The following is a 23,908-nucleotide window of genomic DNA, read 5'->3' as shown; positions in this document are numbered from 1 at the left end:
GCGGAGCGGGCCTAGCCGCGGGCGCGGAGAGTGGTGGCGGGGGTCGCGCCGTACAGCTGGCGGTACGCCGCTGCGAAGCGGCCGACGTGCGCGAAGCCCCAGCGGGCCGCGATCTGGGTCACGCTGGACGTGGCCGGGTCGGCGGTCTTCAGTTCGTGGTGCGCACGGGTGAGGCGTACGTGGCGCAGGTAGCCGAGTGGGCTCGTGTCGGCGTGCCGGCTGAAGGCGTACTGCACGGCGCGTGGGGTGACGAACGCGGCGGCGGCTATGTCGGACAGGCCGATGGCGCGGTGGGCGTTCTCCTCGATGAAGGTTCTTGCCCGGCGCAGGGTGTCGGTGTGCGCGTCACGACTGTCGATGCGGTGGTGTTCCTCCCGGTGTGTGGTGCTCGGGAACGCGGCCAGGGCGACGGCGGCCAGATGCTGGGTGGCGGTGGTGACGACGAGAGGGTCCGGGGCGGGAGGTCCCGTCAGGACATGATCGCGGAGGAAGGCGATGGTGCTGCCCAAGCGACGGTTGGCTCCGCCGTCGAGTGCGCGCTGACCGGTGAGCCGGACCGGTCCCGGTGCGGCCTGAGCACCGACGGCGGCAGCCTTGTCGAGCACCGTCGGGTCGAACATGGTGATGGTGTAGCGCGCGGAGTGCAGTGCGCCGGTATAGGGGCGGTCGGGAGGGGCGATGAGGAAGGTCTCGCCCGGGCCGTAGACGTCGGAGCGGCCCTCGGTGGTGTCGACCATGGTGCCGCTGTGCACGGTGATCAAGCAGATCAGGCCCAGCGGGTTGGCGGTGTAGGACATGGTGTAGCCGAAGGTGAGGCGGTCGACGATGAGGCCTTCGGCCGCGTTCCGCACGATCTGCGTCTGCGTGTCGTTGGGCCGGCCACCGATGCGCATCGGCGTGTACGCCCGCGACAGGAACTCCTCCGTCGCCTCCAGGCTTCTGCTGTCGAAACGCTCCGTTTCCACCTCTACCTCTCCCTACGCGCATCGGCGCGGCAGTCCTGCCACATCGTACGACGCAGAATTCGCAGGCCACGGCACGGGCATCGTGCAGGCGATGAACCGTGCGGCCGGCGCTCCGCAGAGGAGATCCTGCAGATCGCGGCACCGGCGGCGCTCCGGAAGGTCGCAAAACGAAGCGCCGCAGCCTCTGTCGCGAAACGCAGGCGGCGAAGCGCGGATGGGTGGGTGTGCGGGTGGGGGACGAGGGCATTCGTCGAGTCGAACGGCCTACCGCGGCAGGCCGACCGTGTCATCTACGCACCGAGAGAGGTCTGCAGTGCTCACAGCTCACTCGGGCCAGCACCACAGCGGGCGGGCCGAGGTCACGGCATGTCAAGACGTGAGCAAGGGCCGGTACGTGTTGTACGCAAAGGGGGCGTTCGACGCCGCCACGAGCAGCGTCCTTGTCCAGGCATTGTGCCAAGCGCGCCAGGCGGGGATTTCCGGCCTTGTGATCGACTGCTCCGCTGTCACCTTCGCGGATGTCTCCTTCTTGCGTGCACTGCTCAGCGGAAACTCTCACGGCACCCGAGTCGCCGTGACCGCACCGTCCTTAGCTGTGTGCCGCCTCCTCGAGGCCACGGACACCACCGGCCGCCTTCTCGCTGCGCCGGAGGCTCATTCGGCCTCGCGCGGGTGCTCCGGCGAAGCCGTCACGCGTGCCGGCCGTTGAACGCTCGGCGCATGGGCCGCAGCCCTGCTGGAGCACCAGCTGCATCCAGCTGGTTGCGGCCGGGCCGGTTCCGACCGCATTCTAAGGCAGCACGCCGCCTCACATGAGAGGTATGACAGCTTCGATGCGCTTTCCGGTAGCTGTCGGGACCACTGTCAGGCTTGTCGCCAGACGGCTGACCATGGGCCACCCATAACCACCCACGGTGAACTGGCCTGGGGGGCGCGGGCGAGCGACGGGAAATTCGGTGCTTGCATCAGCAACTGTCAGGAAGAGTTCGTCGCCGTGGATCTTCGCGGAGAAACCGGTGATGCCGCCGCCGTGACGGCACGCATTGGTCACGAGCTCAGAGGTGACCAGCAGGGCATCGGCCCAGACGATGTCGTCCCGGATTCCCTCGTTGCCGGAAAGGAACTGGGCGCGGAGCAATGCATCGACTTGGTCGCGGGCGGCAGCCGCGCTCGTCGGGAGGACCTTCACGAGAACACCTGTAAGCCCTTCGCTCACGCTGCCTTCACCGCCAATCTGCTGCAACGTCTACGTCGTCCCCGCCTGCCCGCCACTCCTGGGCTTACACGGGGCGGCAGCTGGCCCCGGCCCTTGGCCGGTGAAGTGATCTCGGCGGCGGACCGCGCATCGGGCCCGGCAGGGCGCTCGCGCTGCCCCGCAGCCGGCCGGTCCCGGCATGGTGGCCGGGTGGTCAGGGAGCGGCCGGCGCCGCGATCCTGTGGTCGGTCCCGGACGGAGAGAGCCACCCGGCACAGCTGGGGAGCGGACGGCCGTGGACGCCGTGTGCCGCACTGCCCGCGCACCGCTCGACGAGGTCACCGGGCTGGCAGAATCCGGGGTATGGCGGACATCATCACGCGTGACGGCACATGGGGCTTCGACGGAGACGCGATACGGATCGTGCCTGGCGGCAAGGTGCACCCGGTGCGTCAGGACCTCGGTGAGATCATCGTCCCGCTGCACGCGGTGGCGGGGGTCTCGTTCGAGCCGGACCGCAAGGGCGGCCGTCTGCGGCTGCGACTGCGGTCCGGAGCCTGCCCCGTGCTGTGGGCGGCGGACGGACGGCTGAAGGATGCCTCCGATCCGTACCATCTGGTGGTGGAGAAGGACCGCACGGGTGTGGCGGAGTATCTCGTCGACGAGATACGCAACGCTCTGCTGATCGAGCAGGTGCCTGACGGGCCGGTGGACCGCTTCCTGCTGCCGGGGCCGTCGGTGCCGGTTTCCGGTGGGGGCGGGGACGGTACGGCCTCCTTCGACGGCGAGACCGTCCGCCTCTCCTGGAACTGGAAGGCCGCGGAGTCCAAGACGGCCGGCGGCACGGTCTCCCTCCCACTGCCGGAGGTGACGGGCGTGCGCTGGGTGCCCTCCATCGGGCTGGAGAACGGCTCCCTGCGCTTCGACCGGGCAGGTGCGGTGTCGACCGCGCCGGCCACATTCGATCCGTACTCCCTGGAGCTGTGGGGGCTGTCGAAGCGGGAGTACACCGCCGTCCTGGTCGCGGCTGCCGTGCTCGTCCGGCTGCGGGCGCCCGCCCGCCGGGCCGTACCCCGCGACCTGCCCTCCCCCGCCCCGGAGCTCGCCCCGGCCGCCGCCGCGCCCGCCGCCGACGACCATGACCTGCTGCTGCGCAGACTCCGCGAGCTCGGGGAGCTCTACGGGGCCGGCGTCCTCACCGACGAGGAGTTCGCCACCGCCAAGGCCGCAGTCCTGAAGCGCCTCTGAGCGACCTGCGGGGCCCGCCCGGACCCGCCACCACCCGAGGCCCTCTGTCCTCGGCTCGTCGTACGCCCGCCCCCGGAGGGGCGGGTCCGGGCTGTGCCACGGGAGAGATCCGCAGGCGTTCCGGCGGGTCAGGGTGTGGGCGCGGCGTCGGCGAGGGCCGTCCACTCCCGGACCGTGTCCTGGTGCGACCCGGTCGCCGTGCGCGCAGCCACCTCTTCGGCATCCTCGACGGACGACGGTGCCCCGGCACGGCTGAGCAGGACGAGCGGCCACGACCCGGGTGACCGTGAAGGGGCACGAGACCGACAGCACGTCACCTACCCGGAAGTCCCCCTCATCGCCCACTCGATCAGGGTGGACAAGTGCGACAGGGGAGGTTCGGGCGGGTGAGCGAGCCACTGCCGAACACCATGCGACACCGCTTCGAGGGGCCCGGAAGACGCATCCGACGCGTCGGTCACGCGCTTGACCTTGACACGGTGACAACGTTTCTACTGTGGCGCAGGAGGTGGTCCCGATCAACGCGACCGACGCAACCATGCAGAACACCCGTGTGACCGACGCCCTCGGATCCGAGGACTCCTCGGTCCGGCTTCGGACGGCCCTGGCGGTCGGCTCCGACCCCGACCCCGTGTTCCTGGAGGTGCTCGTCGAGCGCTGCGCGGTCGAGCCGGACTTCTTCGTACGCGACATGCTGTCCTGGGCACTGACCCGTCTCCCGACGGAGATCACCCTGCCCCGGATCCGCCGTGAGCTGGACTCCGGGCGTCCCCGGGCCCGCAGTCAGGCGTTGCACACCCTCTCCAAGATCGGCGACAGGAGTGCGTGGGCCTGGATCACCCGCGACATGCTGCGGGACGCCGACGACGAGGTCGCGCGTACCGCGTGGCGCGTCGCGGTCGTCCTCGTACCCGAGCACGAGGAGAAGGATTTGACCGACGAGCTGGTTCTGCAGCTCGGCCGTGGCGACCGAGATGTGCAGCTGAGTCTGAGCCGGGCCCTGGTGGACCTCGGTGACGTGATCAAGCCCGCCCTGGAGGGGGCAGCGGAGAGTGCCGACCCGGCGACGGCCGCGCACGCCCGTGCCACCGAGCTGCTCCGGCAGAACCCGGAGACCGGTTTCGACGCGGCCCTCGACGAGGCGAAGCGCATGGTCGCACTCGGCCCGGAACGAGCCGCTGCCGCGGCGGCGACGTCGGCAGGCACCGAGACCTCGGAGACCGCCGGGCCCGCGGAGAGGGCGGAGCAGGTGGAGGCTTCGGAGCGCGCGGAGTGCTGATCGGCGATGTGGCGCGCCGCTCCGGGGTGAGCACCCGGATGCTCCGGCACTACGACGCTCTGGGGCTGGTGCGGCCCACGGGCCGCACCCTCGGTGGTTACCGCGAGTACTCCGCCGACGATGTCCGCAGGATCTTCCACGTGGAGAGTCTGCGGTCCCTCGGGCTCTCGCTCAAGCAGATCGGGCGCGCGCTGGAGGACCCGGCCTTCACGCCGCTCGACCTGGTCGGCGACCTCATCCGTCAGACGGAGGAGCGCCTGGCGCGAGAGCAGGAACTGCTCGAACGGCTCCGCGCGATCGACGCGTCGGCGCCCACCGACTGGCAGGAAGTACTGCGCATCGTCGAACTCGTGCGGGAACTCAACTCGCCCAGCGCCGCGCGCAGACAGCAGGTTCTCCTGGCCCGGCGGGAGGACGTGCCGGTGCCCGCAGAACTGCTGGCCGGGGCGGTACTGAACGAGTCCGATCCGCACGTCGCAGGCGCCCTGCGCTGGGCGCTCGCCCGAACGGGCAGCGACGGCGTGGCGACGCTGCACGCCGGCATGCGCTCGGAGGACGCCGGCATCCGGCAGCGCGCGGTGCTGGCGATCGCCGAGATGCCCGAGGCTCCGGGTGCCATGGCAGTGCTCGCGGACGCCCTCGGGGACCCGGACACGACGGTACGCAGGCACGCTGCTCTTGCTCTGGGCAGGCAGGGCGTGGCCGCGGCTGTGCCCACACTGGTCGGCATGGTGGTGGAGGGCTCCAACGACGTGGACGCCGCGGAGGTTCTGGGAACGCTGTCCCTGGACCCCGGGTGCGCGGACCGGATCATGACCGCCCTGGCCGGCGAACTGGCCGCACCCACCGCGGACTCCGCGACGCGGATCCGCCTCACCCAGGCACTGGTCGAGCTCTCGGGAACCCGTGCGCAGGAGGTCCTGCGCCGTCTGGCTCACGACGACGACGCCGCGGTCGCCCTCGTCGCCTCGGCCCTCGTCGGAGTTCTCGAAGAGCGGTCCCTCGAACACCGGGCGGACGAGCCTTCCTGAACGCGCTGTCCGACCTGCGCCTCGCCGGAGGCTTCAACGGCTCAGGGCACGCCCGGAGTTCTGGGTCCGCAGACGCTCCGCCCGTCATGTTCAGCCCGTACCGGGCACTATGATCCGGGCGTGACCATCACGTACGAGTGGCGCGGCGACTTCGACGACGCGTCCCTCGGCGCTCTGCACGCCGACGGTTTCGGCTCCCCGATCGCCCGGACGGGCTGGCGAGCTCGACTTGAGCGCCACAGTCTCGGCTGGGTCTGCGCGTGGGAGGACGGCTCCCTGATCGGATTCGTCAACGTCGTCTGGGACGGTGGAGCACACGCCTTCATTCTGGATACGGTGGTCGCCCGGCACCTTCGGTCGAGAGGGGTCGGCGCCACCCTGGTCGCTGTTGCGGCCGAGGAGGCCCGTGCCGCGAACTGCGCATGGCTTCACGTCGACTTCGAGGAACCTCTGCGTTCGTTCCATGTCGATGTCTGTGGCTTCCGGGAGACACCGGCAGGGCTGATCGCCCTCTGACATCGCGGCCGCGAGCCCGCCGTGCCACCGCCCACGGTGGGCGGTGGCACGCCGGGTGCGGTGCCGGTCAGCGGCGGCGGGTGCGGGCCGCGAGCGCCGCGGCTGCGGTGACCAGGGCCAGGATCCACAGCAGCGCCAGCGACCAGGGCATGCCGTCCGCACCCCAGATGTCCATCGCCGCGCCCGCGTAGGGCGGCCCGACGACTCCGCCCACGCCCCAGACGACGGCGAAGGCGGTGTTGGCCATGAGCAGGTCCTCGCCGTCGAGATTGGCGCCGAGGATGCTCAGCACGAGCGCGTAGCCGGAGAAGGCGACGCCGCCCCACACCGCGACCACGAGCCAGAGCCAGGGGCCGGAGTCCATGACGGTGGGGAGGAGCAGCGCGCCGCCCGCCCCCACGGTCAGGGAGAGCATCAGGGCCGCCCGGCCGCCGATGCGGTCGGCCAGCCAGCCCAGCGGGAACTGCAGGACCATCTGGCCGACCAGCAGCATGGTCAGGGCGAGTTCGCCCTGACCGGAGCCGAGCCCCGAGCGGTCCCCGTACAGCGGCAGGAACTGGAGGGTGACCGCGTCGAAGACGGACACCGCGAGGACCGCCACCAGCAGCACCGACAGCTGCCGTGCCAGCGCCGCCACCGGCACCCGCCCGGAGGCACGCATGGACGGGACACGTGCGCGCTCCGTCCACAGCGGCCACAGGGCGAGGACGGGGCTGACGACCGCGAGGGTGAGGGCGAGCGGCTTGGAGTTGCCCGACACGCTCAGGACGGCGGGGCCGATACAGAATCCCAGGGCGAGCACGGAGGTGTACGCGGTCAGCAGGCGTCCCCGGTGGGTCGCACCCGCGTTCTCGCTGATCCACGTCTCGCTGAGGATGAACATCGCCACGGCGCAGCTGCCGAGCACACCGCGCAGCAGGAACCACAGGGCGAGGTTGTCGGTCACCGCGAACAGCGCCATGATCACGGACGTGCCCGCGGATGCCGCTGTCATCAGCCGCCAGGCGCCGAACCGTCTCACGAGTGCCGGGACGGCCACGGCGGTGAGCACCATGCCCAGCGGGGTCATCGCACCGTTGAGGCCGATCACCGTCCCTGAGACGCCGCGCTCCTCCAGCATGCGGGAAAGCAGCGGATAGGTGATGCCGAGGGTCATACCGAAGACGCCGATGACGGCGATCGGTCCTACGGCGGTACGGAAGACGCCCGGTCCTCCGGGGCGTGCCACGGTCGATGATGCTTCCAGCATGGTCAGCCGTTCACTTTGTTCCACACCCTGCCGGGCAGGCTGAAGATGTCGATGAAGCCCTCGGCGCTGCTCTGGTCGAAGGTGCAGTCGCTGCCGTAGGTGACCAGCTCGTGGCGGTACAGGGAGCGCTCCGCGGTGCGGGCGGCGACACTCACGCCGCCCTTGTAGAGCTTGAGGGTGATCTCCCCGGTCACGGTCGTCTGGGTGGCGCCGACGAACGCGTTCAGGGCCGCGAGCAGCGGGCCGTGCCACAGTCCGTCGTACACGGCCTTGCTGTAGACGGCCTCCAGCGGGCGCTTCTGGTTGAGCACGTCGGCGGGCAGCGTCAGGTTCTCCAGCTCCTGGTGGGCGCGGATGAGCAGGAGCATGCCCGGGGCCTCGTAGAGCTCGCGGGACTTCACGCCGACGACCCGGTTCTCGAGCATGTCGATCCGGCCGTAGCCGTGCGCGCCGGCGAGGGTGTTGAGCCGGGCCAGGAGGTCCAGGGGCACGAGCTCATCGCCGTCGACGCTGACCGGGATGCCGGACCGGAAGCCCACGGTGACGTGGACGGGGGCGTCGGGGGCGGCCTCGGGGGCGGTCGTCAGGCTCCAGACCTCCTCGGTGGGCTCCCAGGTCAGGTCCTCGATGAGACCGGCCTCGACGTTGCGGCCGAGTATGTTGAGGTCGATCGCCCAGGGCTTCTCCTTGGTGACGTGGGGTTCGATGCCGTACTTCTCCGAGTAGGCGATGGTCTCCGAGCGGCTGAACGACCACTCGCGGGCCGGGGCCATGATCTCCAGCGAGGAGTCCAGCAGGGCGACGGTCAGGTCGAGGCGGACCTGGTCGTTGCCCTTGCCGGTGCAGCCGTGGGCGACCGCGTCGCACTCGTAGGCGTGGGCGGTCTCCACGAGCAGTTCGCCGATCAGGGGCCGGCCGAGTGCGGAGGAGAGAGGGTACTGGCCGTCGTAGAGGGCGTTGGCCCGGACGGCGGGGAAGCCGAACTCGGTGACGAACCGCTCCTTGGCGTCGACGACGACGGACACGTCCGCGCCGGCGGCCAGTGCCTTCTGCCGGATCGGCTCCAGCTCGTCGCCCTGGCCGAGGTCGGCCGCCATGGCGACGATGAAGTCGGCGCCCATCTCGTGGCGCAGGTAGGGGATGCAGGCGGTGGTGTCCACTCCGCCGGAGTACGCAAGGACTACGCGCTTGGTCATCGGTCTTCTCCTCGGTCGAGCGCGGCGTTGCGCCGGCGCAGTTCCACGGCTGCTTCACGGACGAGTGCGGGGGCGGTGCCCCCTGGGGAGTTGCGGCGTGCGACCGCGTGCTCGACAGTGAGCACCTCGGCGGGCAGGTCGGCGAACCGGGCGTCGAAGTCTGCGAGTTCGGCCGGGGCGGCGTCCTTCAGTTCCCTGTCCTGCACCCCCAGCCACTTGACGAGGCCCTTGACGACGCTGTGGGCCTCCCGGAAGGGCACGCCCCGCTCGGCGACCAGCCAGTCGGCGAGGTCGGTGGCGACGGTGTTGCCGAGCGCCGCGTCCTGGCGGGTCTTCTCGGGGCGGAAGGTGATGCCGCGGAGCATGGCGCCCGCGGCCCGCACGCTCAGTTCCAGGTGGTCGGCGGCGTCGAAGAGGGCTTCCTTGTCCTCCTGCATGTCACGGCTGTAGGCGAGCGGCAGCCCCTTCATGACGGTGAGCAGGGCCATCAGGTCGCCGAAGATGCGGCCGGACTTGGCCCGCATCAGCTCGGGGAGATCGGGGTTGCGCTTCTGCGGCATGATCGACGAGCCGGCGCAGAGGTCCTCGGGGAGGGCGATGAACCCGAACTGGGGGGTGCTCCAGATCACCATCTCCTCGCCCAGCCGGGAGACGTGGACGGCGAGGGTGGCGCCGGCGGACAGGAAGTCGAGGATGAAGTCCCGGTCGGAGACGGCGTCCAGGGAGTTACGGGTCACTCCCCCGAAGCCGAGCTGCCGGGCGGTGTCGTGGGGGTCGATCGGGTAGCCGGTGCCGGCGAGGGCGGCGGCGCCGAGGGGGGACTCGTCGAGGCGGCGGCGGGCGGAGCGCAGCCGGTCGCGGTCGCGCAGGAACATCTCGCCGTAGGCGAGCAGGTGGTGGCCGATGGTCACGGGCTGGGCGCACTGGAGGTGGGTGAAGCCCGGCATGACGTCGGCGTGGTGCGCCTCGGCCCGCTCCGCGATGATCTCCAGTACCTGGCCCAGCAGGGCGTCGAGGCGGTCGATCGCCGCCCGGACCCACATCTTGGCGTCGACGGCGACCTGGTCGTTGCGGGAGCGTGCCGTGTGCAGGCGTCCGGCGACGGGTCCGACGAGGTCCCGCAGGCGGGCCTCGATGTTCATGTGGACGTCCTCGAGGGCGGGGTCGAAGACGAAGTCCCCGGCCTCGATCTCCTCGCGGATGCGGCCCAGGCCGTGGACGATCTCCTTGGCCTCGGTCTCGGTCACGACCCCGCAGCGGGCGAGCATCCGGGCGTGGGCGATGGACCCGTCGATGTCCTGACGGGCGAGCCGGTGGTCGAAGCGTACGGAGGCGTTGACCTCCTCCAGCAGAGAGCTGCCGCCGGTGAGCCAGCCCTGCCAGATCTGGTCGTCGCGGTTGGTGTCGGTCATGGTCAACGGTTTCCTTCACTCGTCAGGGCGGCCACGCGGAATTCGAAGGAGCACTGGAAGGCCCGGCGCTTCCTGCGCATCTCGCGCAGCCGGTAGGCGTTGGAGAGCCACTGGATCTTGTAGACGACCTTCAGGTGGAAGGCGCGCGCGAGGGATCCGCGGACGAAGTCGGCCTCGGAGGCGGAGACGGAGAACCCTGCCTCGGCACAGATCCGGCCCATCGTGTCGGAGGAGAAGAAGAGCAGGAGGTCGCGGTCCATGGCCCGCAGACTCCCGAGGGCCCCGTGGAGCATCCGGCGTCCAAGCCCTCTTCCCCGGTGCTCCTCCAGGACGAAGACGACCGCGATCTCGCTCCACCGGCCGAGCAGGTGGTGCACGAGCAGGGCGCCGGCGAGCCGGCCGGTCGCCTTGTGGACCAGGACGAAGGTGTCGCGCCCGCCGGTCCATTCGGCGGCGCTGTAACCGGTGATGGCGGACGAGCGGCGGATCTGCTCCATGACCTCGTCGGCCTCGGCGGTGCTGAGGGGCCGCCGCCGTACCTCGTACAAGTCGGCGTCCGCCGCCGGGGCCGCCGGTGGACGGGTGGGGGCGGTTGCCGCGTCGCGCGCCGGAGACGACGTGGTGACTCCCGGCGAGGTGAACTGCTGGCTCATCTGGTCCTTCTGTGGTGGATGACGTGATGACCCGGTCACAGCGCTGTGGCGGGCAGGAGCGGGTGCGGGGTGGTACCTCGCGGCGAAGCCGCCGCTGGTCGTGACGGGCTCGTCGTCAGCGGTCGGCGGCGGTGCCGCAGCGGGATGCCGGGGCTCGGTGGCTCAGCGGCTCCGGACGCGTGCGACGGCACGGTCGAGTACGGCCACGGGGTCGGCCGGCTCGAGCTCGCCCTGGCCCGCGAGGGAGACCAGTTCCGCGAAGACGGCCCGGTAGACGGCGCCCCGGTCGGTGATGCCGGTGTCACGCTCCAGCCGGCGGGCCACCCCGTCCTGGAGTCCGCCGCCGTGGTGGACGGCGATCTTCTTGCGCCACGCGATCGGTTCGGAGACCCGGCGTCCCATGGCGGTGCGCAGGTGGTACTTCTCCCGCCCCTCGCGCACCTTGCACTCGGGTGCGGTCTCCAGTGCGACGCGCATCACCGGCCACGACCAGAACGGGTGGTGGACGACCGTGCCGTAGGCGAGCGGCATCCGGTTGGACAGCTCGTTGCTGCGCCGGGTGCGGTCGACGGCGCCGAGGACCTGGTCGATCAGCTCCTCACGCGCTTCGAAGGGGCGGTAGAGGCCGGCGTTGATCAGGTCGCTGCCGTATCCGGTGAGCAGGACGCGCCGGGCGGGGACGGCGCCGAGGCGCTGCACGGCTGTCGCGGTCAGGGCCACTTCCACGACCTCGGGGTCGGTGACGCCGAGCCAGCGGACGGCCTCGGGGACGGAGGCGACGATGTCGTCCTCGGTGAGGTGTACGGCTTCGAGCCCGATGCCCAGCTCCCCGCAGAGTTCCGCGGCGTCGGCGAGCTCGTCGCCCCACGGCGTGGCGACGCTGTAGGGCGTGACGTCGAGTCCCGCGGTGGCGGCGAGGTGGGTGACGGTGCCGGAGTCGATGCCTCCGGACAGCAGGGTCGCGTAGCCCGTGCCCGCGGGTGCGAGTGCGTCGATCCGGGCTATCTCCGCTGCCAGGGCTTCGAGTTGTGCCTCGCCGGCGGCAGCCGGGTCGTTGCGGTGGGGGCTGTGGAAGCCGCCCAGGGGGTCGGGCTCGTCGGCGGTCTCGGTGAGCCAGTGGCCCCGCCGGTACCGGGTGCGCACGACGGTGCCGTGCCGGAGGCGTACCACTCCGGCGAGCGGAGTGGCGTGGTCGGGGCCGGGCAGGTCGGCGGGAGTGACGGGCAGGCCCAGCGCGGGCAGGACCAGCGGGGCGACCATCAGGTCCGTGAAGTAGGCGAAGCGGCCACGGATCCGGTCGGCCGCGTAGTAGACCGGGTTCTCGTTGAGCGGGGACGTCCGCGCGGTGACGGCGTCGTGGGTCACCCGCAGGGTGCACGGCGCGGATTCCGGAGCGTCGGCGGCGAGCAGTCGCAGCGTCGCCACGTCGACCAGGAACGGTGCTTCGGAGGGCAGTTGAGCCGTGGTGGGTCCGCGGTGGTAGACGTGGAGGCCGCCGAGGTCGGCGTGCGCGGCGAGGCCGGCGAGGGCGGGGACGGGGGTGTCGGTGACGACGCACCACTTGCTGACGGGGAACATGTTCAGGCCTTTCCGATGATGCGGCGCATGCGCTGCTGTGCCTCGCCTGCCGAGAATGCGGTGCGGTGGGACCGCTTGCCTTCCTCGCGGACGCGCCGCAGGCCCTGTACGTAGGGCCCGTTGACACGTGCCCGGGTGGACTGGACGGCGGCCGCGGTGTATCCGGCGATGCGGTGGCCGTGTTCGAGGGCCCGCTCCAGCAGCAGGCCGGGTTCGACGACCTCGTGCAGCAGTCCGTCGGCGAGCGCGCGGTCGGCGGGCCACGGGTCGCAGGTGTAGAGCATGTTCTGCATCACGCTCCGGCCGACGACGGTCTCCAGCATGTAGCCGCCGAAGTTGCAGGCGATGCCCACCTTGAACTCGGGCATGACGAGGGTGGAGGCGCTGCTGCCGATCCGTACGTCGCAGCAGAGCGCGATCTGCAGGCCCACTCCGATGGCGAACCCGTCGATCGCGGCGATCACGGGCTTGGAGATGCCGGCGAGGGTGCTGTAGAGGTCGGTGATGTCGTCGATCCAGGCGTCGACCTCGTCGCCACCGGAGAATTCCGACACCTCGTGGAAGTCGCCGCCCGCGCCGAAGGAGCGCCCCGCTCCGCCGTAGAGGACAACGGAACGGACCTCGTCGTTCATGTCCAGGTCCAGCACCAGCTGGGTCAGTTCGCGCATGCGGGCGCGGCTGAACGGGTTCTGCTCGTGCGCCTGCGAGAACTCCACCAGGGCGACCGCGCCCGGCAGCACCTCGCACTGCATGCTCGTGTTGGCGGTATCGGTGCTCGTCACGTGTTCCTCCGTGGGCAGGGGAATGGGTGGGGTGGGCGGCGCACGGGGCGGGTGCGCGGCCGGTGGGTAACGGGGCTGTTCTGCGGTGTGCGGCGACAACGGGTCCGGGGCGCGGGAACGGGTGGTGGCGACCGCCGTTGCGACGCGGAGGCCGGCCCGGAGCAGGCCTACGGCGGCCCGGGGCCGATGTCGCGCACCCAGGCGTTGACGCCGCCCTCCAGGTGGACGGCGTCGGTGTGTCCGGCCGCTCGGACGGCTGCGAGGACCGCGAGGGTCCGCACCCCGCTGCGGCAGTAGAAGACGGGGCGACGGCCAGGTCGCAGGGAGGGCAGCGCGGAGCCGTCCAGCCAGGCGGCCATGGGCACCAGCCGTGCGCCGGGAATGCGGACGGTTTCCCACTCGTGTGGTTCGCGCACGTCGACGAGGTCGACCGGGGCGCCCGCGTCCAGGAGCGCCTTCAGCTCACCCGCGGTGAGCGCCCCGGGGGTGGTCACAGTTCGCCCCGCGCCGGGTAGTCGTTCTCGTTGATCCAGCGGATGGTTTCGACGACCTCGTCGATGTGCGGTCGCAGGAACGGCATGCTGGTCTGCACGGCCGCGTACAGCGTCGTGTCGGGGCGGACGAGGAACAGGCCGGGCTCGCTGAACTCGTTGGGCTGCCCCTCCTTGATGGCCTTGGAGACGGGCAGGTCCCAGGCGCGCATCGTCTCCTGGCCCAGGTCGTAGCCGATCGGTACGCGGGTGATGCCCCACTCCTCCACGGCGCGTTCGGCCCGGCCCCGGTCGTCGCCGCTCACCGCGAGGACGGAGGTCACCCCGAGTTCGGCGAGCTTGTCGGCGTGGGCGTCGAGTTCGGTGATGTGGGCCCGGCACATGGGACAGTGGACGCCCCGGTAGAAGACCACCAGGCTGAAGGTGGACGGCCGCTGGTCGGCGAGGGCCCAGCGCCCGCCGGTGGTGAGGGGGACGTCGAGTTCGGGGGCGGGGCGGCGGGTCTTGAGCATGCGGGTCTCCTGTCGGGAGGCGGTGCGGGCGGCGGGCGGCCGGGGCGGTGTCTGTCCGGGTGACGTACGGGGGTCAGGCCGCGGGGGCCGACAGGGTGAGCTGGCCGCGGAACAGGACGCGGATGCCGCCGTCGCTGATGGCGGTGCGGCCGTGGAGGGTGCGCTGGTTGTCGATGACCAGCAGGTCACCCACCTGCCACCGGTGGGTGTAGGCGTAGCGCTCGCCGCGCAGGAAGGTGTCGAGTTCGGTGAAGAACGCGTCGGAGGCGGTGCGCTCCATGCCCTTGACCCGTACGTCCCACGAACGCGGTTCGGCGTCGGGGGCGAAGGCGGTGGCGAGGTTCAGGGACTTCACCCGGCCGTAGTCGCGGGTGGTGGGGATGGTGTACCAGTCCTCGGGGACGGTCGGGAAGTAGCCGCGTTCGGTGACGAGGTACTCGATCTCGTGCTCGTCGAGGACCTGGCGAAGGTGCGCGGGCATCTCCTCCCAGGCGTTCAACTGGTCGCTCACGTACGTCTCGCCGGAACCGGGGACGTCGGAGAACTCGGCCGCGTACAGGATGATCAGGTCCACCCGCTCCCCCACCAGGAGGCCGTCGGTGTGCAGGGGCAGCGCTCCGCGTCCGGTGACCACCTTGTCCTTGTCACGGGAGGCGTTGAGCTTGAGCAGGTCGGCCTGTCCCTCGCCGAACTTGTGGTCGACGGTGTCGCCGAGCGAGCGTACGAGGAGACGGAAGCCGTCCTCGTCCAGGCGTACGCCGCGCATCAGCGCGCATCCGGTCTCCAGTGCGGCCCGGCGGGCCGTCAGGGCGAGGTCCTCGACGGAGTCCTGCGGGTCGCAGGGGAGCAGCGAGCCCATCCCGGACGGGGTGAGCTGCCGGCGTGCGGTCTGTTCGGACATGGGGGTCCCTTCGGCGGTGGAGGCACCGGCGCGGCGCCGCTGGTGCAGGGTCGGTTCACCGGCTGGGCGCCGGTGGTCGTAGGGGCGGGCCGTGGTCAGCCGGCCGCTGCGGCGCGGGTGATGCCGGCTTCCAGCCGGGCCACCGTCAGCGGCTCGGAGAACAACTGCTCCGTGTCGAGGTCGATGTCGAACCGGTCCTCCAGGGCCGACAGGATCTGGATCAGGACGGCCGAGTTGACGCCCAGGCCGATGAGGTCGAGATCGTGCCGGTCCGGCGGGGCGGAGCATCCGTGGGCCGCGAGTTCCTCGTGGATCGCGCCACGCACCTCGGGGCCGGTCGTCGCACTAGAGCCGGTCATCGCACTTCTCTCCTTCTGTCGCGTTGCCGCACGTGACGTGTTCGATCGCGTCGCCGCACGCCACTCCTTCGATCGCGTCGCCGCACGCGGCTCCTTCGATCGCGTTCCGGACCAGGCGCAGGTTGTCGCCGTCGAAGACCTGGAAGTGACCGCCGGCCAGGGAGACGCACTCCTCGCGGTGGGCGAGCCGTGCCCAGGCGGTGCCGTCGGGTTCGGCGGGCGCGTCGACGGCGCGCAGTTCCACGAGCGGCAGTCGATCGGAGGGCCGGGGGGCCCATGTCCGCAGCAGCGCGGTGTTCCGCCGGTGGACCGCGAACCGGTCGGCGAGCGCCGGGTCCGCGGTGGCGTCGCCTGCCACGGCTGTGGCCCCGGCGGTCTGCCGTACGTCGTGCAGGAAGTCCTCCCAGGTGGCCTCGCCGCTCGCCCTGGCCGCGGTGGCGACCGGGGTGTCGACGACCACGACACGGGCGGTACGGGCCTCGCCCGAGCAGGCCGCCTCGTAGGCGAGGGCGCCGCCGAAGGACCAGCCGGCGAACACGGTCGGCACGCCGTCGCCGCGTGTCACCGCCGGCAGCCTCCGCAGGCACTGGCGGGCCAGTTCCGGCAGGGTGGTGGCGCCCGCCGCGTCAGCGGGGGCGTCGAGGCCGACGACGTGCACGTCGACGTCGTCCCCGAGACCGCGGACGAGGCCGGTGTAGCAGGAGACACCACCGCCGACAGGCGCGAACAGGACCAGCCGCAGACGCGGGGCGGTACACGTCCTCGGCCGGTGCGTCCACACGCCGGTGGGGTCCGCGGGGCGGCTGCGCAGGCACAGGGCGGCCAGCCCTCGCGCTGTCGGGTCGCCCATGAAGTCCCCGAAGGACACCTCGTGCCCGTAGCCGCTGCGCAGCAGGGAGAGCAGCCTGATCGCGTCGTAGGACGTGCCTCCGGCATCGAAGAAGGACCCGGTGCCCGGGGGGCGGCCGAGGACCTCGCGCCAGCAGGCCGCGACCTCGTGGCCGTGGAGGCCGGACAGCGGAGCGCCGGCCCCGTCGCCGCTCCCGGGGGCCGTGGCAGGGTCTGCGGGTCCCGGGGCGGTGCTCCCTGGTTCCGGGGTGATCGGGAGCGCCGCGAGCCGGCGGCGATCGATCTTGCCGTTGCCGTTGAGGGGCAGCTCGTCCAGGGCGACGAGGACGTCCGGCAGCATGTAGGCAGGCAGGGTGTCCCGCAGGCCGGCCGTCACGCCGCTGCGCCAGTCGGCCGGGGCGCCGGGGGCGAGGGTGACGAAGCCGGCGAGCCGCCTGCGCCGCCCGTCGCCGCGCACGCACACGGCGGCGGACCGTACGGCGGGGGCCTGCTCCAGGCGGTGCTCGATCTCACCGAGTTCGACGCGGTGCCCGTTCAGCTTCACCTGGTTGTCGGTGCGGCCGAGGAACTCGATGGTCCCGCAGGGGTGACGGCGGCCCCGGTCGCCGGTGCGGTAGGTCCACCCGTACACCGGGTCGTCGAAGAAGGCCGCCGCTGTGCGCTCCGGGTCGTCCGCGTATCCGTCGGCCACACCGGCGCCGGCGATGTGGATCTCCCCCACCTGCCAGTCGGGGCAGACCTCCCGGAGGGGGTCGAGCACCAGGATCTCCTGGCCGGGCAGCGCCCGGCCGTACGGGATGGAACGCCCGGCGCAGTCCTCCTCTCCCACGGGGTGGGCGATGGACCAGATCGCGCCCTCCGTGGCACCGCCGAGGCTGGTGATCCGGGCTCGGGGCGCCAGCCGGCACAGCGCGCCGGGCAGGGACAGGGGTATCCAGTCGCCGCTGAGCAGGACCGACCGCAGCGACGGCAGGGCGGAGCGCTCCTCGGCGAGCAGCGACGCGAGGGCGGGTGCGGAGTTCCACACGGTGACGCCGTGCCGGTGGACGAGTTCCACCCACCGGGCGGGGGACCTGGCGCTGTCCGGCGACAGCATGACGACCGAACCTCCGCGCAGCAGAGGGCCGAAGAGGTCGTACACGGACAGGTCGAAGCCGATCGAGGACACCGAGAGCACCCGGTCCGCCTCCGACAGGCCGATCATGTCGTTGACGGCGTCGACGGTACCGAGGACGGCCGTGTGCGAGACGACGACGCCCTTGGGTTCGCCGGTCGAGCCGGAGGTGAAGATGACGTAGGCGGTGGGGTGTCCGGGTGCGCCGTCCGGGAACGGGGCGGTGGGGGACGGGGCGGTCGGCGACGGTTTGCCGGGCAGCGGCAGGGGCACGGCGCCGCGCTCCGTCCAGCGGGCGCCGTCCCCCGGCTCGGTGAGCGCGAACCGTACGCCGCCGCGCCGTGCGATGCCGTCGAGGCGGCCGTCCGGGGTGGCGTCGTCGAGCGGGACGTAGACGCAGCCGGCGAGCAGCGCGCCGAGGACGGCGACGACCTGTCCGCGACCGCGCGGCAGGTGGACGGCCACGCGGTCGCCGGGACGCGCCCCGGCGCCCCGCAGGGTGTCCGCGGCGGCACGGGCCAGCGCGACGAGGCCTGCGTAGGAGAGCGTTCCGCCCTCGTCGTGCACGGCCGGTGCGTCGGGGGTGCGTGCGGCGGTGGCGAGAACGCGTCCGTGGAGCGTCTCCGAACGGGCGGGGCCGGACGGACGGCGGCGGGCGGGAGCGGGCCGCCGCGCCGGCGGCGCGTCCCACGGCGCGTCGTCGGCGGCGAGGTCGCGGCTCAGCCGCACGCAGCACTCCACCAGATGGTCGGCGAAGCCGGGGTCGAACGCGTCGGTGCGCCAGTCGTAACCGAGGCGGACGCTGCCGTCGGACTCCCGCACGGCCTGATGGTCGATCAGGACCTGCGGGACACGCAGTTGTACGTCGTCCCAGCGGCGCCGCAGGCCCGCTGCGGACTCGCCACGGGTGTCGGCGTCGAGCGCGGTGAAGGCGTACGGGTGGGCGAGGCGGCTGAGGTCGGCCGAGGGATCGGCGAGGCGCATGATCTCGGCGCCGCCGAGCGAGCCGTGCACGGCCTGTGTCAGGTAGCGGCGCTGGACCTCGCGGGCGGTGTCCGCGAACCCTGCGGCCGCCGGTATCTCCAGGGGCATGCTGCTGCCGTGGTTGCCGAGGCCGCCGGGGCCGGCCGGCCCGCTCCGCCGGGAGTGGAGCACGGTCACCGTGTGGGCCGCGCCGCCGCCGAGGCGGCCCAGGACGGTGCCGTAGACGGCCAGGTGGACCATGGCAGGGGTGAGCCCGCGGGCGGCGGCCCGCTCCTCGATCCGCTGCGCCGTGGCCGGGTCCAGGGTGACCATGCGGTGTGACACGCGGGGGCCGGTGTGGCGCCATCCGGGGCGCAGGGGCAGTTCGGCCGGGCCGGCGAGGGAGGCGGCCCGCTCCCGCCAGAACCGCTCGTCGCGTGCGGTCCGGCTGCGGCGCGGTGCGGGCGGGGCGGCGCTGGACGCGGCGGCGTCCGGGGCGGGCGGGACGGCGCAGGACTCGGTGTCCGGTGCGCCGCCGTCGGTCACCAGGCCGGTGAGGAACGCGGCGAGGGACGCGGCGTCCATGAGCCACAGCGAGTACACGAGGTGCAGCCGTGCCCGGTGGGCGGACCGGACCACCGTCACCTCCAGCTGCGGCCAGTCACCGAAGGCGAACCGGTCGTCGGTACAGAGGCGGCGGACCTCGGTGTCGGCGGCGTCGAAGGCGTGGTCCTCCACCTGGCGCACGTCCGCGTCGACGGCGTCGGCCACGTCGGGCGGCAGGACGGTGAGCGCCAGTCCGGCGTCGGCCCGTACGCGCAGGATGTCGTTGGACCGCACCAGCTCCCTCAGCCGCGCGCCGATGCCTGCGGCCCGGTCCGGGTCCAGGTCGCAGCTCAGGTAGTAGCGTGCGGGTCCGCTGAGTTCGAGGCCGTCCTGCGTGCCGACGAGGTAGGCGCGCTGGATGGGGCCGAGGGCGGGGAGCGCCGTCGGCGCGGTCCTCGGCAGGGTCGCGGTGTCAGACATCGCCGTGGACGACCTCTCGTGCGGGTTCGCGGCTGAGGAAGCCGCCGGGGCTGAACGTCGGGCCGTAGGCACCGACCCCCGCGAACAGGAGCAGGTCGCCCGGCTCCACCTCGGGCAGCAGTACGCCGTCGGCGAGCACGTCGAGCTGGGAGCAGAGCGGGCCCGTGACCCGGACCGGGCCGGTCGGCGCGTCCGGCGGGGCCCCGACGGCGCGGACCCGCACCTCGCCGCGTCCGTTTCCGGCGACGAGGCGGCTGGCGATCATCACGTGGTTCATCCCGGCGTCGACGAGGACGTGGCGCAGGCCGCCGACGGTCTTGGTGTCGAGGACGGTGGTCAGCAGGCTTCCGGCCGGTCCGACGAGGGAGCGCCCGTACTCGCACACGAGCGGCAGGCCCGCCGCGCCGTCCGGGAGGGCGGACAGCGGCGTGGCCATGGCCGCCCAGTCGACGTCCGGGTCGGCGTCGCACCAGGGCATCGCGATCCCGCCGCCGACGGACACGAAGTCGACCTCCAGGGCGAACCGGTCCACGCATGCCAGGGCGCGGGCGGTCATGGCCACGCGGGCGGCGTGCACGACGGCGGGGTCGGCGTACTGCGAGCCCCAGAACAACTGGAGGCCGGAGACGGAGAGGCCGCCGGCGCGCAGCGTCTCCACCACACGTGCCTCGTCGTCCGCGTCGACACCGAACTGGTTCGGGGACGGCTCGCCGCCGGGAACGCGCGCCGGGTAAGGGGTGTTGAGCCTGATCACGGCGCGCCCCCCGATGCCGAGTTCCCTTGCCGTCGCCGCGAGCAGCGCGGCCTGACGAGGTGACTCGACGGTCACAGCGACCTCCGCGGCCAGTGCTGCCGCGGCCTCGCCCCCCGACTTGGCGGGTCCGGTGAACAGCACCCGGCCAGGGGGCGTCCCGGAGTCGAGGGCGGTCTCCATCTCCGCGCGCGAGCACACGTCGAAGCCGTCGACCAGGGGGGCCAGCGCGTTGACGACGCCCGGGTGCGGATTGGCCTTCAGCGAGTAGTACAGGCCGGCGCCCTCGATGGACGCCGCGCGTACCCGCGCGACGGCGGCCCGCAGCTCACCGCGGTCGTACAGGTACGCGGGCGTGGCGCCGGCCCGCCGGGCGAGCAGCAGCGCCTGACGGTCGGTGGGGGCGGGCGTGGTGTTGCCGCGGGTGGGGGTGCCGGTCTCGGTGCTGGTTCCGGAGTCCGTACCGGTGTCCGTAACGGTGTCCGTAACGGCGTCCGTTCCGGTCTCGGTACTGATCTCGGTGCCGGTGTCAGTGCTCACCAGGGGTCCTTCCTGCGTCGCGCAGTACGGCGAGGACGTGTGCGTGGACCTGGTCGACGACGTCGGCCCGGTCCGCGGTGATGCCCCGCCGGTAGTAGTAGGTCAGCGCCATCTCGCCGCCGGACATCTGGAGTTCGCCCTGCAGTTGGTAGCGCAGGGCCCGTCCGAGCGGGCGGGGCCGCCAGTCCCCCAGGTCGCCGGCGCGGAGCCCTCGGCGGCGGGGGTGCTGGTTGAACAGCACGGTGGAGAGCGGGAAGCAGTCCGTGCCGGCGAGGCCGAGGGCCTCGGCGCGCTGGTCGAACTCGCGTGAACTGTGTGCGAGCCCCGCCTCGACCTGCGCGGCGAACTGCGCCGCCCGCTCAGCCACGGTGGCCGGGCCACGCCCGCGGACGACGAGCTGGCTGGTGAACATGCCGGCCGTGTGCGCTGCGGAGCCGTGGCGGATCTGCACGGGCACGACGACGGTCAGCGGCCCGAGCCCGAACGTGCGGGCGACGGCGAGTTCGAACGCGGCCAGGACGACGGAGAACACCGAGACCCCGGTCGCGGTGGCCAGCCGGTTGGCGGCCCGTGTCGCGGCGACGCCGAAGGGCCTCGACAGCAGTTCCCCCGAGGCGGCGCCGTCGCCGGTGGCCTCCGGCAGGACGACCTGCCCGGCGCCCGCGAGCAGGTCGTCCCAGTACGCGGCGTCCGCGGGATCGCCCACCGCGCGGCGTTCGGTCGCTGCGCAGTAGTCCCGGTACCCGGTCGCGGGCGGGGCGCCGGGGAGGCGGCGGCCGTGCAGCAGCTCCCCCAGTTCCCGGGCGAGCAGGTCGAGGCTGAGGCCGTCGACGAAGAGGTGGTGGACGACGAGGAGCACCGAGGTGGTGTCCTCGCCCCTGACGGTGACCACCCGCAGGGGCGGTGCCGCGCCGGTGTCGATCAGCTCCGACACGGCGCGTACACGGGCTTCCTGGACACGTGCCCGGTGCTCCGCACCGCGGGCCGCGGGCCCGTCACAGGGACGTACGAGGCACCGGACGACGGACGCCTCCGTGTGCCGCTGCCGTGTCCCGTCGGGGGTCAGCGCGAGCCTGAGCACGTCGTGACGGGCTACCAGGGTGTCGACGGCGGCTTGCACGGCGTCCGTACGCAAGGTGCCGTCGACGGGGATCTCACGGGAGATGTTGCACCAGTCGGCGTTGCCGTCGGCCATGCACAGCGCCCGGTAGGCCAGCTGGCGCTCCGACAGGGGGTACGTGTCACCGGTGGCCGCCCCGGGCACGGGCGCTGAGCCGGCGGGAATCTCCACGGCTGAGGTGGCTGCACCGCCGGAGGTGGCCGCACCGGCGGAGGTGGCCGGCCCGGACGCGGTGGCCGCACCGCCGGAGGTGGCCGCACCGCTTGCGGCCCGCGAGGCGTCGACCGCCTCGGCGAGGGCGGCGACGTCGCGGAGGCCGAAGAAGTCCTTCACCGACAGGCCGGTCGCGAAGCGCCGGTTGACCTCCGGGGCGAACTCCATGATGTCGAGGGAGGTCAGGCCCGTGTCGACGAACGGTGTCGTGGACGCGGTGCCGGCCCCGTACCCCAGCAGGGCCCGCAGCTGTTCCTCGACAGTGCCGCCCGCCTTCGGAACTGCGGGAGCCGGGAGATCCGCCGGCCTGTCCGGGACGACGGAGGCGGCCAGCGCGGTCCGGTCGACCTTCCCGCTGCGCAGCAGCGGCAGGTCGCCACGGACGTGGACGGCCGGCCGGGGCAGTCCGAGGCTCCGGGCGGTGTCCGCGACGGCGGCGGGCAGCGTCCGGGCCGCCGGTGCGGCGGGATCGGCGACGGCGACGAACGCGTGCGGCCCGTCCCGGTCGACGACAGCGCACTGGCGGACGCCGGGCAGCCCTTCCACCTCGTCGACGAAGCGCTGGTAGGAGACGCGGCGGCCGGACACCTTCAGGTCGTTGCCGCCTCTGCCCACGACGACGAGCTCGCCGGATTCGTCGAGGCGTCCGGTGTCACCGGTGCGCAGGTCGCTGGGGAGTGCGGTGACCCGGAACGTCCCCGGCTCGGGGCCGGGTTCGCCGGAGAGCAGTCCCAGTGCCGGCGCAGTGGAGGTGACGACGACCTCGCCGGAGCCGTCCGGTCCGGGGTCGTCGACGCGCACGGACGTGCCAGGTCTCGGGCGGCCGACCGGGACGCCGTCGGCCACCAGGCCCGACGTGCCGCGGATGCCCCGGCGGTACAGCTGGGCCAGGGTGCCCTCGGTCAAGCCGTACAGGTTGACGAACTCGGCCCCCGGGGCCAGCCGGGTCCACCGGTCGACGACCCTGCGAGGCAGTACCTCCCCGGCGAAGAACCCCAGCCGCAGGTGGTCGAGGCCGCCCGGGGACACGCCGTCGAGCACGTCGCCGATCCGGCGGGCGAGGGAGGGGACCAGGAAGGCGATCGTGGCCTCGTGGGCCGCCAGGTGACGGGCCAGGGCCTCCGGGTCCAGTTGCGCGTCCACGTCGGGCAGGCTCAGGGTGCCCCCCGCCGTGAGCACCGCGAGGAGTTCACGCAGGGAGGGGTCGAAGTTGGTGCGGGTGACGGCGGCACACACATCGGCCGGGGTGAGCGCGAACTCCGCCGTGAACCAGTGGAGGAACGCGTGCAGGCCCCGGCGGCTGCCGACGACCGCCTTCGGCTCCCCCGTCGAGCCGGACGTCGGGATGAGGTAGCCGGCGTCGGGGTCGGTGTGGCGCTGCGGGCCTGGCCGCCCGGCGGGGCCGGCGGTGTCCGCGACCGCCAGGCCGGTGGCGGCGTCGAGCACCACCTCGTCCGGGTCGCCGACACCCCGGTAGTGGCCGGCTGGTGAGACGTCGCTGGACAGGACGGCGGACGGCCGGGCGATGCGCTCGGTCCACGCGTACCGGCCGGCGGTCAGGCCGGCGTCGACGGGCACCGGCACCGCGCCGCTGCGCAGGGCGGCGAGCAGCCCGACCACGTAGGCAGGGCACAGCGGGCCCATCACCAGGACGTGGGTGCCGGTGGCGCCGGCGCTCAGCAGACGGTCCGTCAGCGTGTCGGCCGCGTAGACGAGTTCGGCGTAGCTGGTCCGACGGCCGCGCCACAGAAGGGCGGTGCGGTCGTCTCCGGTGAGGCGAAGCATCCGGGACAAGGCGTCCTGTGTGCGTCCGTACGATGTGCCGTCGTCCCACGTGCCATTGCCCCGCGTGCCGTCGTCCCACGTGCCATTGCGCCGCGCGCCGTTGTCCCGTGCGCTGTCGTCCCACGTGCCATTGCCCCGCGCGCCGTGGCCCCGTGTGCCGTCGTCCCGCGTGCCATTGCG

Annotated in this window: 20 protein-coding genes; 5 read left to right on the top strand and 15 right to left on the bottom strand. The window is 72.6% G+C overall.

What is annotated here, in order from left to right:
• Positions 1-11: 11 nt before the first annotated feature.
• Entirely contained in the window at positions 12-965 is a 954-nt protein-coding gene (locus ACFYQ6_RS07095; protein WP_361573010.1) for a helix-turn-helix transcriptional regulator, read from the bottom strand.
• Here ACFYQ6_RS07095 and ACFYQ6_RS07090 point away from each other — a divergent pair.
• Positions 886-1,674 carry an STAS domain-containing protein gene (locus tag ACFYQ6_RS07090; RefSeq protein WP_388761292.1) on the top strand — a complete coding sequence of 263 codons (789 nt, stop codon included), beginning with the start codon at positions 886-888 and terminating at the stop codon, positions 1,672-1,674. The two genes, ACFYQ6_RS07095 and ACFYQ6_RS07090, sit on opposite strands and share 80 nt — an antisense overlap.
• A 99-nt stretch (positions 1,675-1,773) precedes the next feature.
• On the opposite strand, the gene ACFYQ6_RS07085 is transcribed toward ACFYQ6_RS07090, so the two are convergent.
• On the bottom strand, positions 1,774-2,208 hold the full coding sequence (locus ACFYQ6_RS07085) for an ATP-binding protein (RefSeq protein ID WP_361573014.1): 435 nt from the start codon (positions 2,206-2,208) through the stop codon (positions 1,774-1,776).
• A gap of 315 nt (positions 2,209-2,523) precedes the next feature.
• Here ACFYQ6_RS07085 and ACFYQ6_RS07080 point away from each other — a divergent pair, with 315 nt between their 5' ends.
• The 4 genes from ACFYQ6_RS07080 to ACFYQ6_RS07065 all read left to right on the top strand — a co-directional run bounded on the left by ACFYQ6_RS07080 (position 2,524) and on the right by ACFYQ6_RS07065 (position 6,234).
• Entirely contained in the window at positions 2,524-3,408 is an 885-nt protein-coding gene (locus ACFYQ6_RS07080) for a DUF4429 domain-containing protein (protein ID WP_388761289.1), read from the top strand.
• Between the two features lie 538 nt (positions 3,409-3,946).
• Positions 3,947-4,687: a HEAT repeat domain-containing protein gene (locus ACFYQ6_RS07075; RefSeq protein WP_361573430.1), complete on the top strand. Its 741-nt coding sequence runs from the start codon at positions 3,947-3,949 to the stop codon at positions 4,685-4,687.
• Positions 4,681-5,718 carry a MerR family transcriptional regulator gene (locus tag ACFYQ6_RS07070; RefSeq protein WP_388761286.1) on the top strand — a complete coding sequence of 346 codons (1,038 nt, stop codon included), beginning with the start codon at positions 4,681-4,683 and terminating at the stop codon, positions 5,716-5,718. The genes ACFYQ6_RS07075 and ACFYQ6_RS07070 overlap by 7 nt, the downstream gene beginning before the upstream one ends.
• A 120-nt stretch (positions 5,719-5,838) precedes the next feature.
• Positions 5,839-6,234, top strand: coding sequence for a GNAT family N-acetyltransferase (locus ACFYQ6_RS07065; RefSeq protein ID WP_388761283.1), 396 nt, complete (start codon positions 5,839-5,841; stop codon positions 6,232-6,234).
• Positions 6,235-6,301: 67 nt separating this feature from the next.
• Here the strand turns inward: ACFYQ6_RS07065 and ACFYQ6_RS07060 are convergent, their stop codons facing one another.
• From ACFYQ6_RS07060 to ACFYQ6_RS07000, 13 genes are all read right to left on the bottom strand, one after another.
• Positions 6,302-7,483 carry an MFS transporter gene (locus ACFYQ6_RS07060; RefSeq protein ID WP_388761280.1) on the bottom strand — a complete coding sequence of 394 codons (1,182 nt, stop codon included), beginning with the start codon at positions 7,481-7,483 and terminating at the stop codon, positions 6,302-6,304.
• 2 nt (positions 7,484-7,485) lie between these two features.
• Positions 7,486-8,679, bottom strand: a complete 1,194-nt coding sequence (locus ACFYQ6_RS07055; RefSeq protein ID WP_388761277.1) for an argininosuccinate synthase — start codon at positions 8,677-8,679, stop codon at positions 7,486-7,488.
• Complete coding sequence (gene argH, locus ACFYQ6_RS07050) at positions 8,676-10,091, bottom strand: argininosuccinate lyase (protein ID WP_361573026.1); 1,416 nt, start codon at positions 10,089-10,091, stop codon at positions 8,676-8,678. Before argH ends, ACFYQ6_RS07055 begins: the two co-directional genes overlap by 4 nt.
• 2 nt (positions 10,092-10,093) lie before the next feature.
• Positions 10,094-10,744: a GNAT family N-acetyltransferase gene (locus ACFYQ6_RS07045; protein WP_361573028.1), complete on the bottom strand. Its 651-nt coding sequence runs from the start codon at positions 10,742-10,744 to the stop codon at positions 10,094-10,096.
• A 162-nt stretch (positions 10,745-10,906) separates the two neighbouring features.
• A complete protein-coding gene (locus ACFYQ6_RS07040; protein WP_361573030.1) occupies positions 10,907-12,322 on the bottom strand; it encodes an asparagine synthase-related protein in 1,416 nt (471 codons plus the stop codon).
• Between the two features lie 2 nt (positions 12,323-12,324).
• Positions 12,325-13,104, bottom strand: a complete 780-nt coding sequence (locus tag ACFYQ6_RS07035) for an enoyl-CoA hydratase/isomerase family protein (protein ID WP_388761273.1) — start codon at positions 13,102-13,104, stop codon at positions 12,325-12,327.
• A gap of 167 nt (positions 13,105-13,271) precedes the next feature.
• Positions 13,272-13,598, bottom strand: coding sequence for a rhodanese-like domain-containing protein (locus ACFYQ6_RS07030; RefSeq protein ID WP_361573034.1), 327 nt, complete (start codon positions 13,596-13,598; stop codon positions 13,272-13,274).
• Positions 13,595-14,107: a redoxin domain-containing protein gene (locus tag ACFYQ6_RS07025; RefSeq protein WP_361573036.1), complete on the bottom strand. Its 513-nt coding sequence runs from the start codon at positions 14,105-14,107 to the stop codon at positions 13,595-13,597. Before ACFYQ6_RS07025 ends, ACFYQ6_RS07030 begins: the two co-directional genes overlap by 4 nt.
• A 73-nt stretch (positions 14,108-14,180) precedes the next feature.
• The gene (locus tag ACFYQ6_RS07020; protein WP_388761270.1) at positions 14,181-15,008 is read right to left on the bottom strand and encodes a TauD/TfdA dioxygenase family protein; all 828 of its coding nucleotides are present in this window, start codon (positions 15,006-15,008) and stop codon (positions 14,181-14,183) included.
• A gap of 95 nt (positions 15,009-15,103) precedes the next feature.
• Positions 15,104-15,367, bottom strand: coding sequence for an acyl carrier protein (locus ACFYQ6_RS07015; protein WP_361573040.1), 264 nt, complete (start codon positions 15,365-15,367; stop codon positions 15,104-15,106).
• Positions 15,354-19,319 (bottom strand): amino acid adenylation domain-containing protein, encoded by a 3,966-nt coding sequence (locus tag ACFYQ6_RS07010; RefSeq protein WP_388761267.1) that lies wholly within the window; start codon positions 19,317-19,319, stop codon positions 15,354-15,356. The genes ACFYQ6_RS07015 and ACFYQ6_RS07010 overlap by 14 nt, the downstream gene beginning before the upstream one ends.
• Positions 19,312-20,610, bottom strand: coding sequence for an alanine racemase (locus ACFYQ6_RS07005; RefSeq protein ID WP_388761264.1), 1,299 nt, complete (start codon positions 20,608-20,610; stop codon positions 19,312-19,314). The genes ACFYQ6_RS07010 and ACFYQ6_RS07005 overlap by 8 nt, the downstream gene beginning before the upstream one ends.
• Positions 20,600-23,728, bottom strand: coding sequence for an AMP-binding protein (locus tag ACFYQ6_RS07000; RefSeq protein WP_388762213.1), 3,129 nt, complete (start codon positions 23,726-23,728; stop codon positions 20,600-20,602). The genes ACFYQ6_RS07005 and ACFYQ6_RS07000 overlap by 11 nt, the downstream gene beginning before the upstream one ends.
• Between the last annotated feature and the right edge of the window lie 180 nt (positions 23,729-23,908).

It is taken from the genome of Streptomyces sp. NPDC005494 (genome assembly GCF_042872025.1).
Taxonomy (GTDB): Bacteria; Actinomycetota; Actinomycetes; order Streptomycetales; family Streptomycetaceae; genus Streptomyces.
Note: the sequence above shows the minus strand (reverse complement) of the source record. Positions and strands in the feature narration are given on the sequence as shown.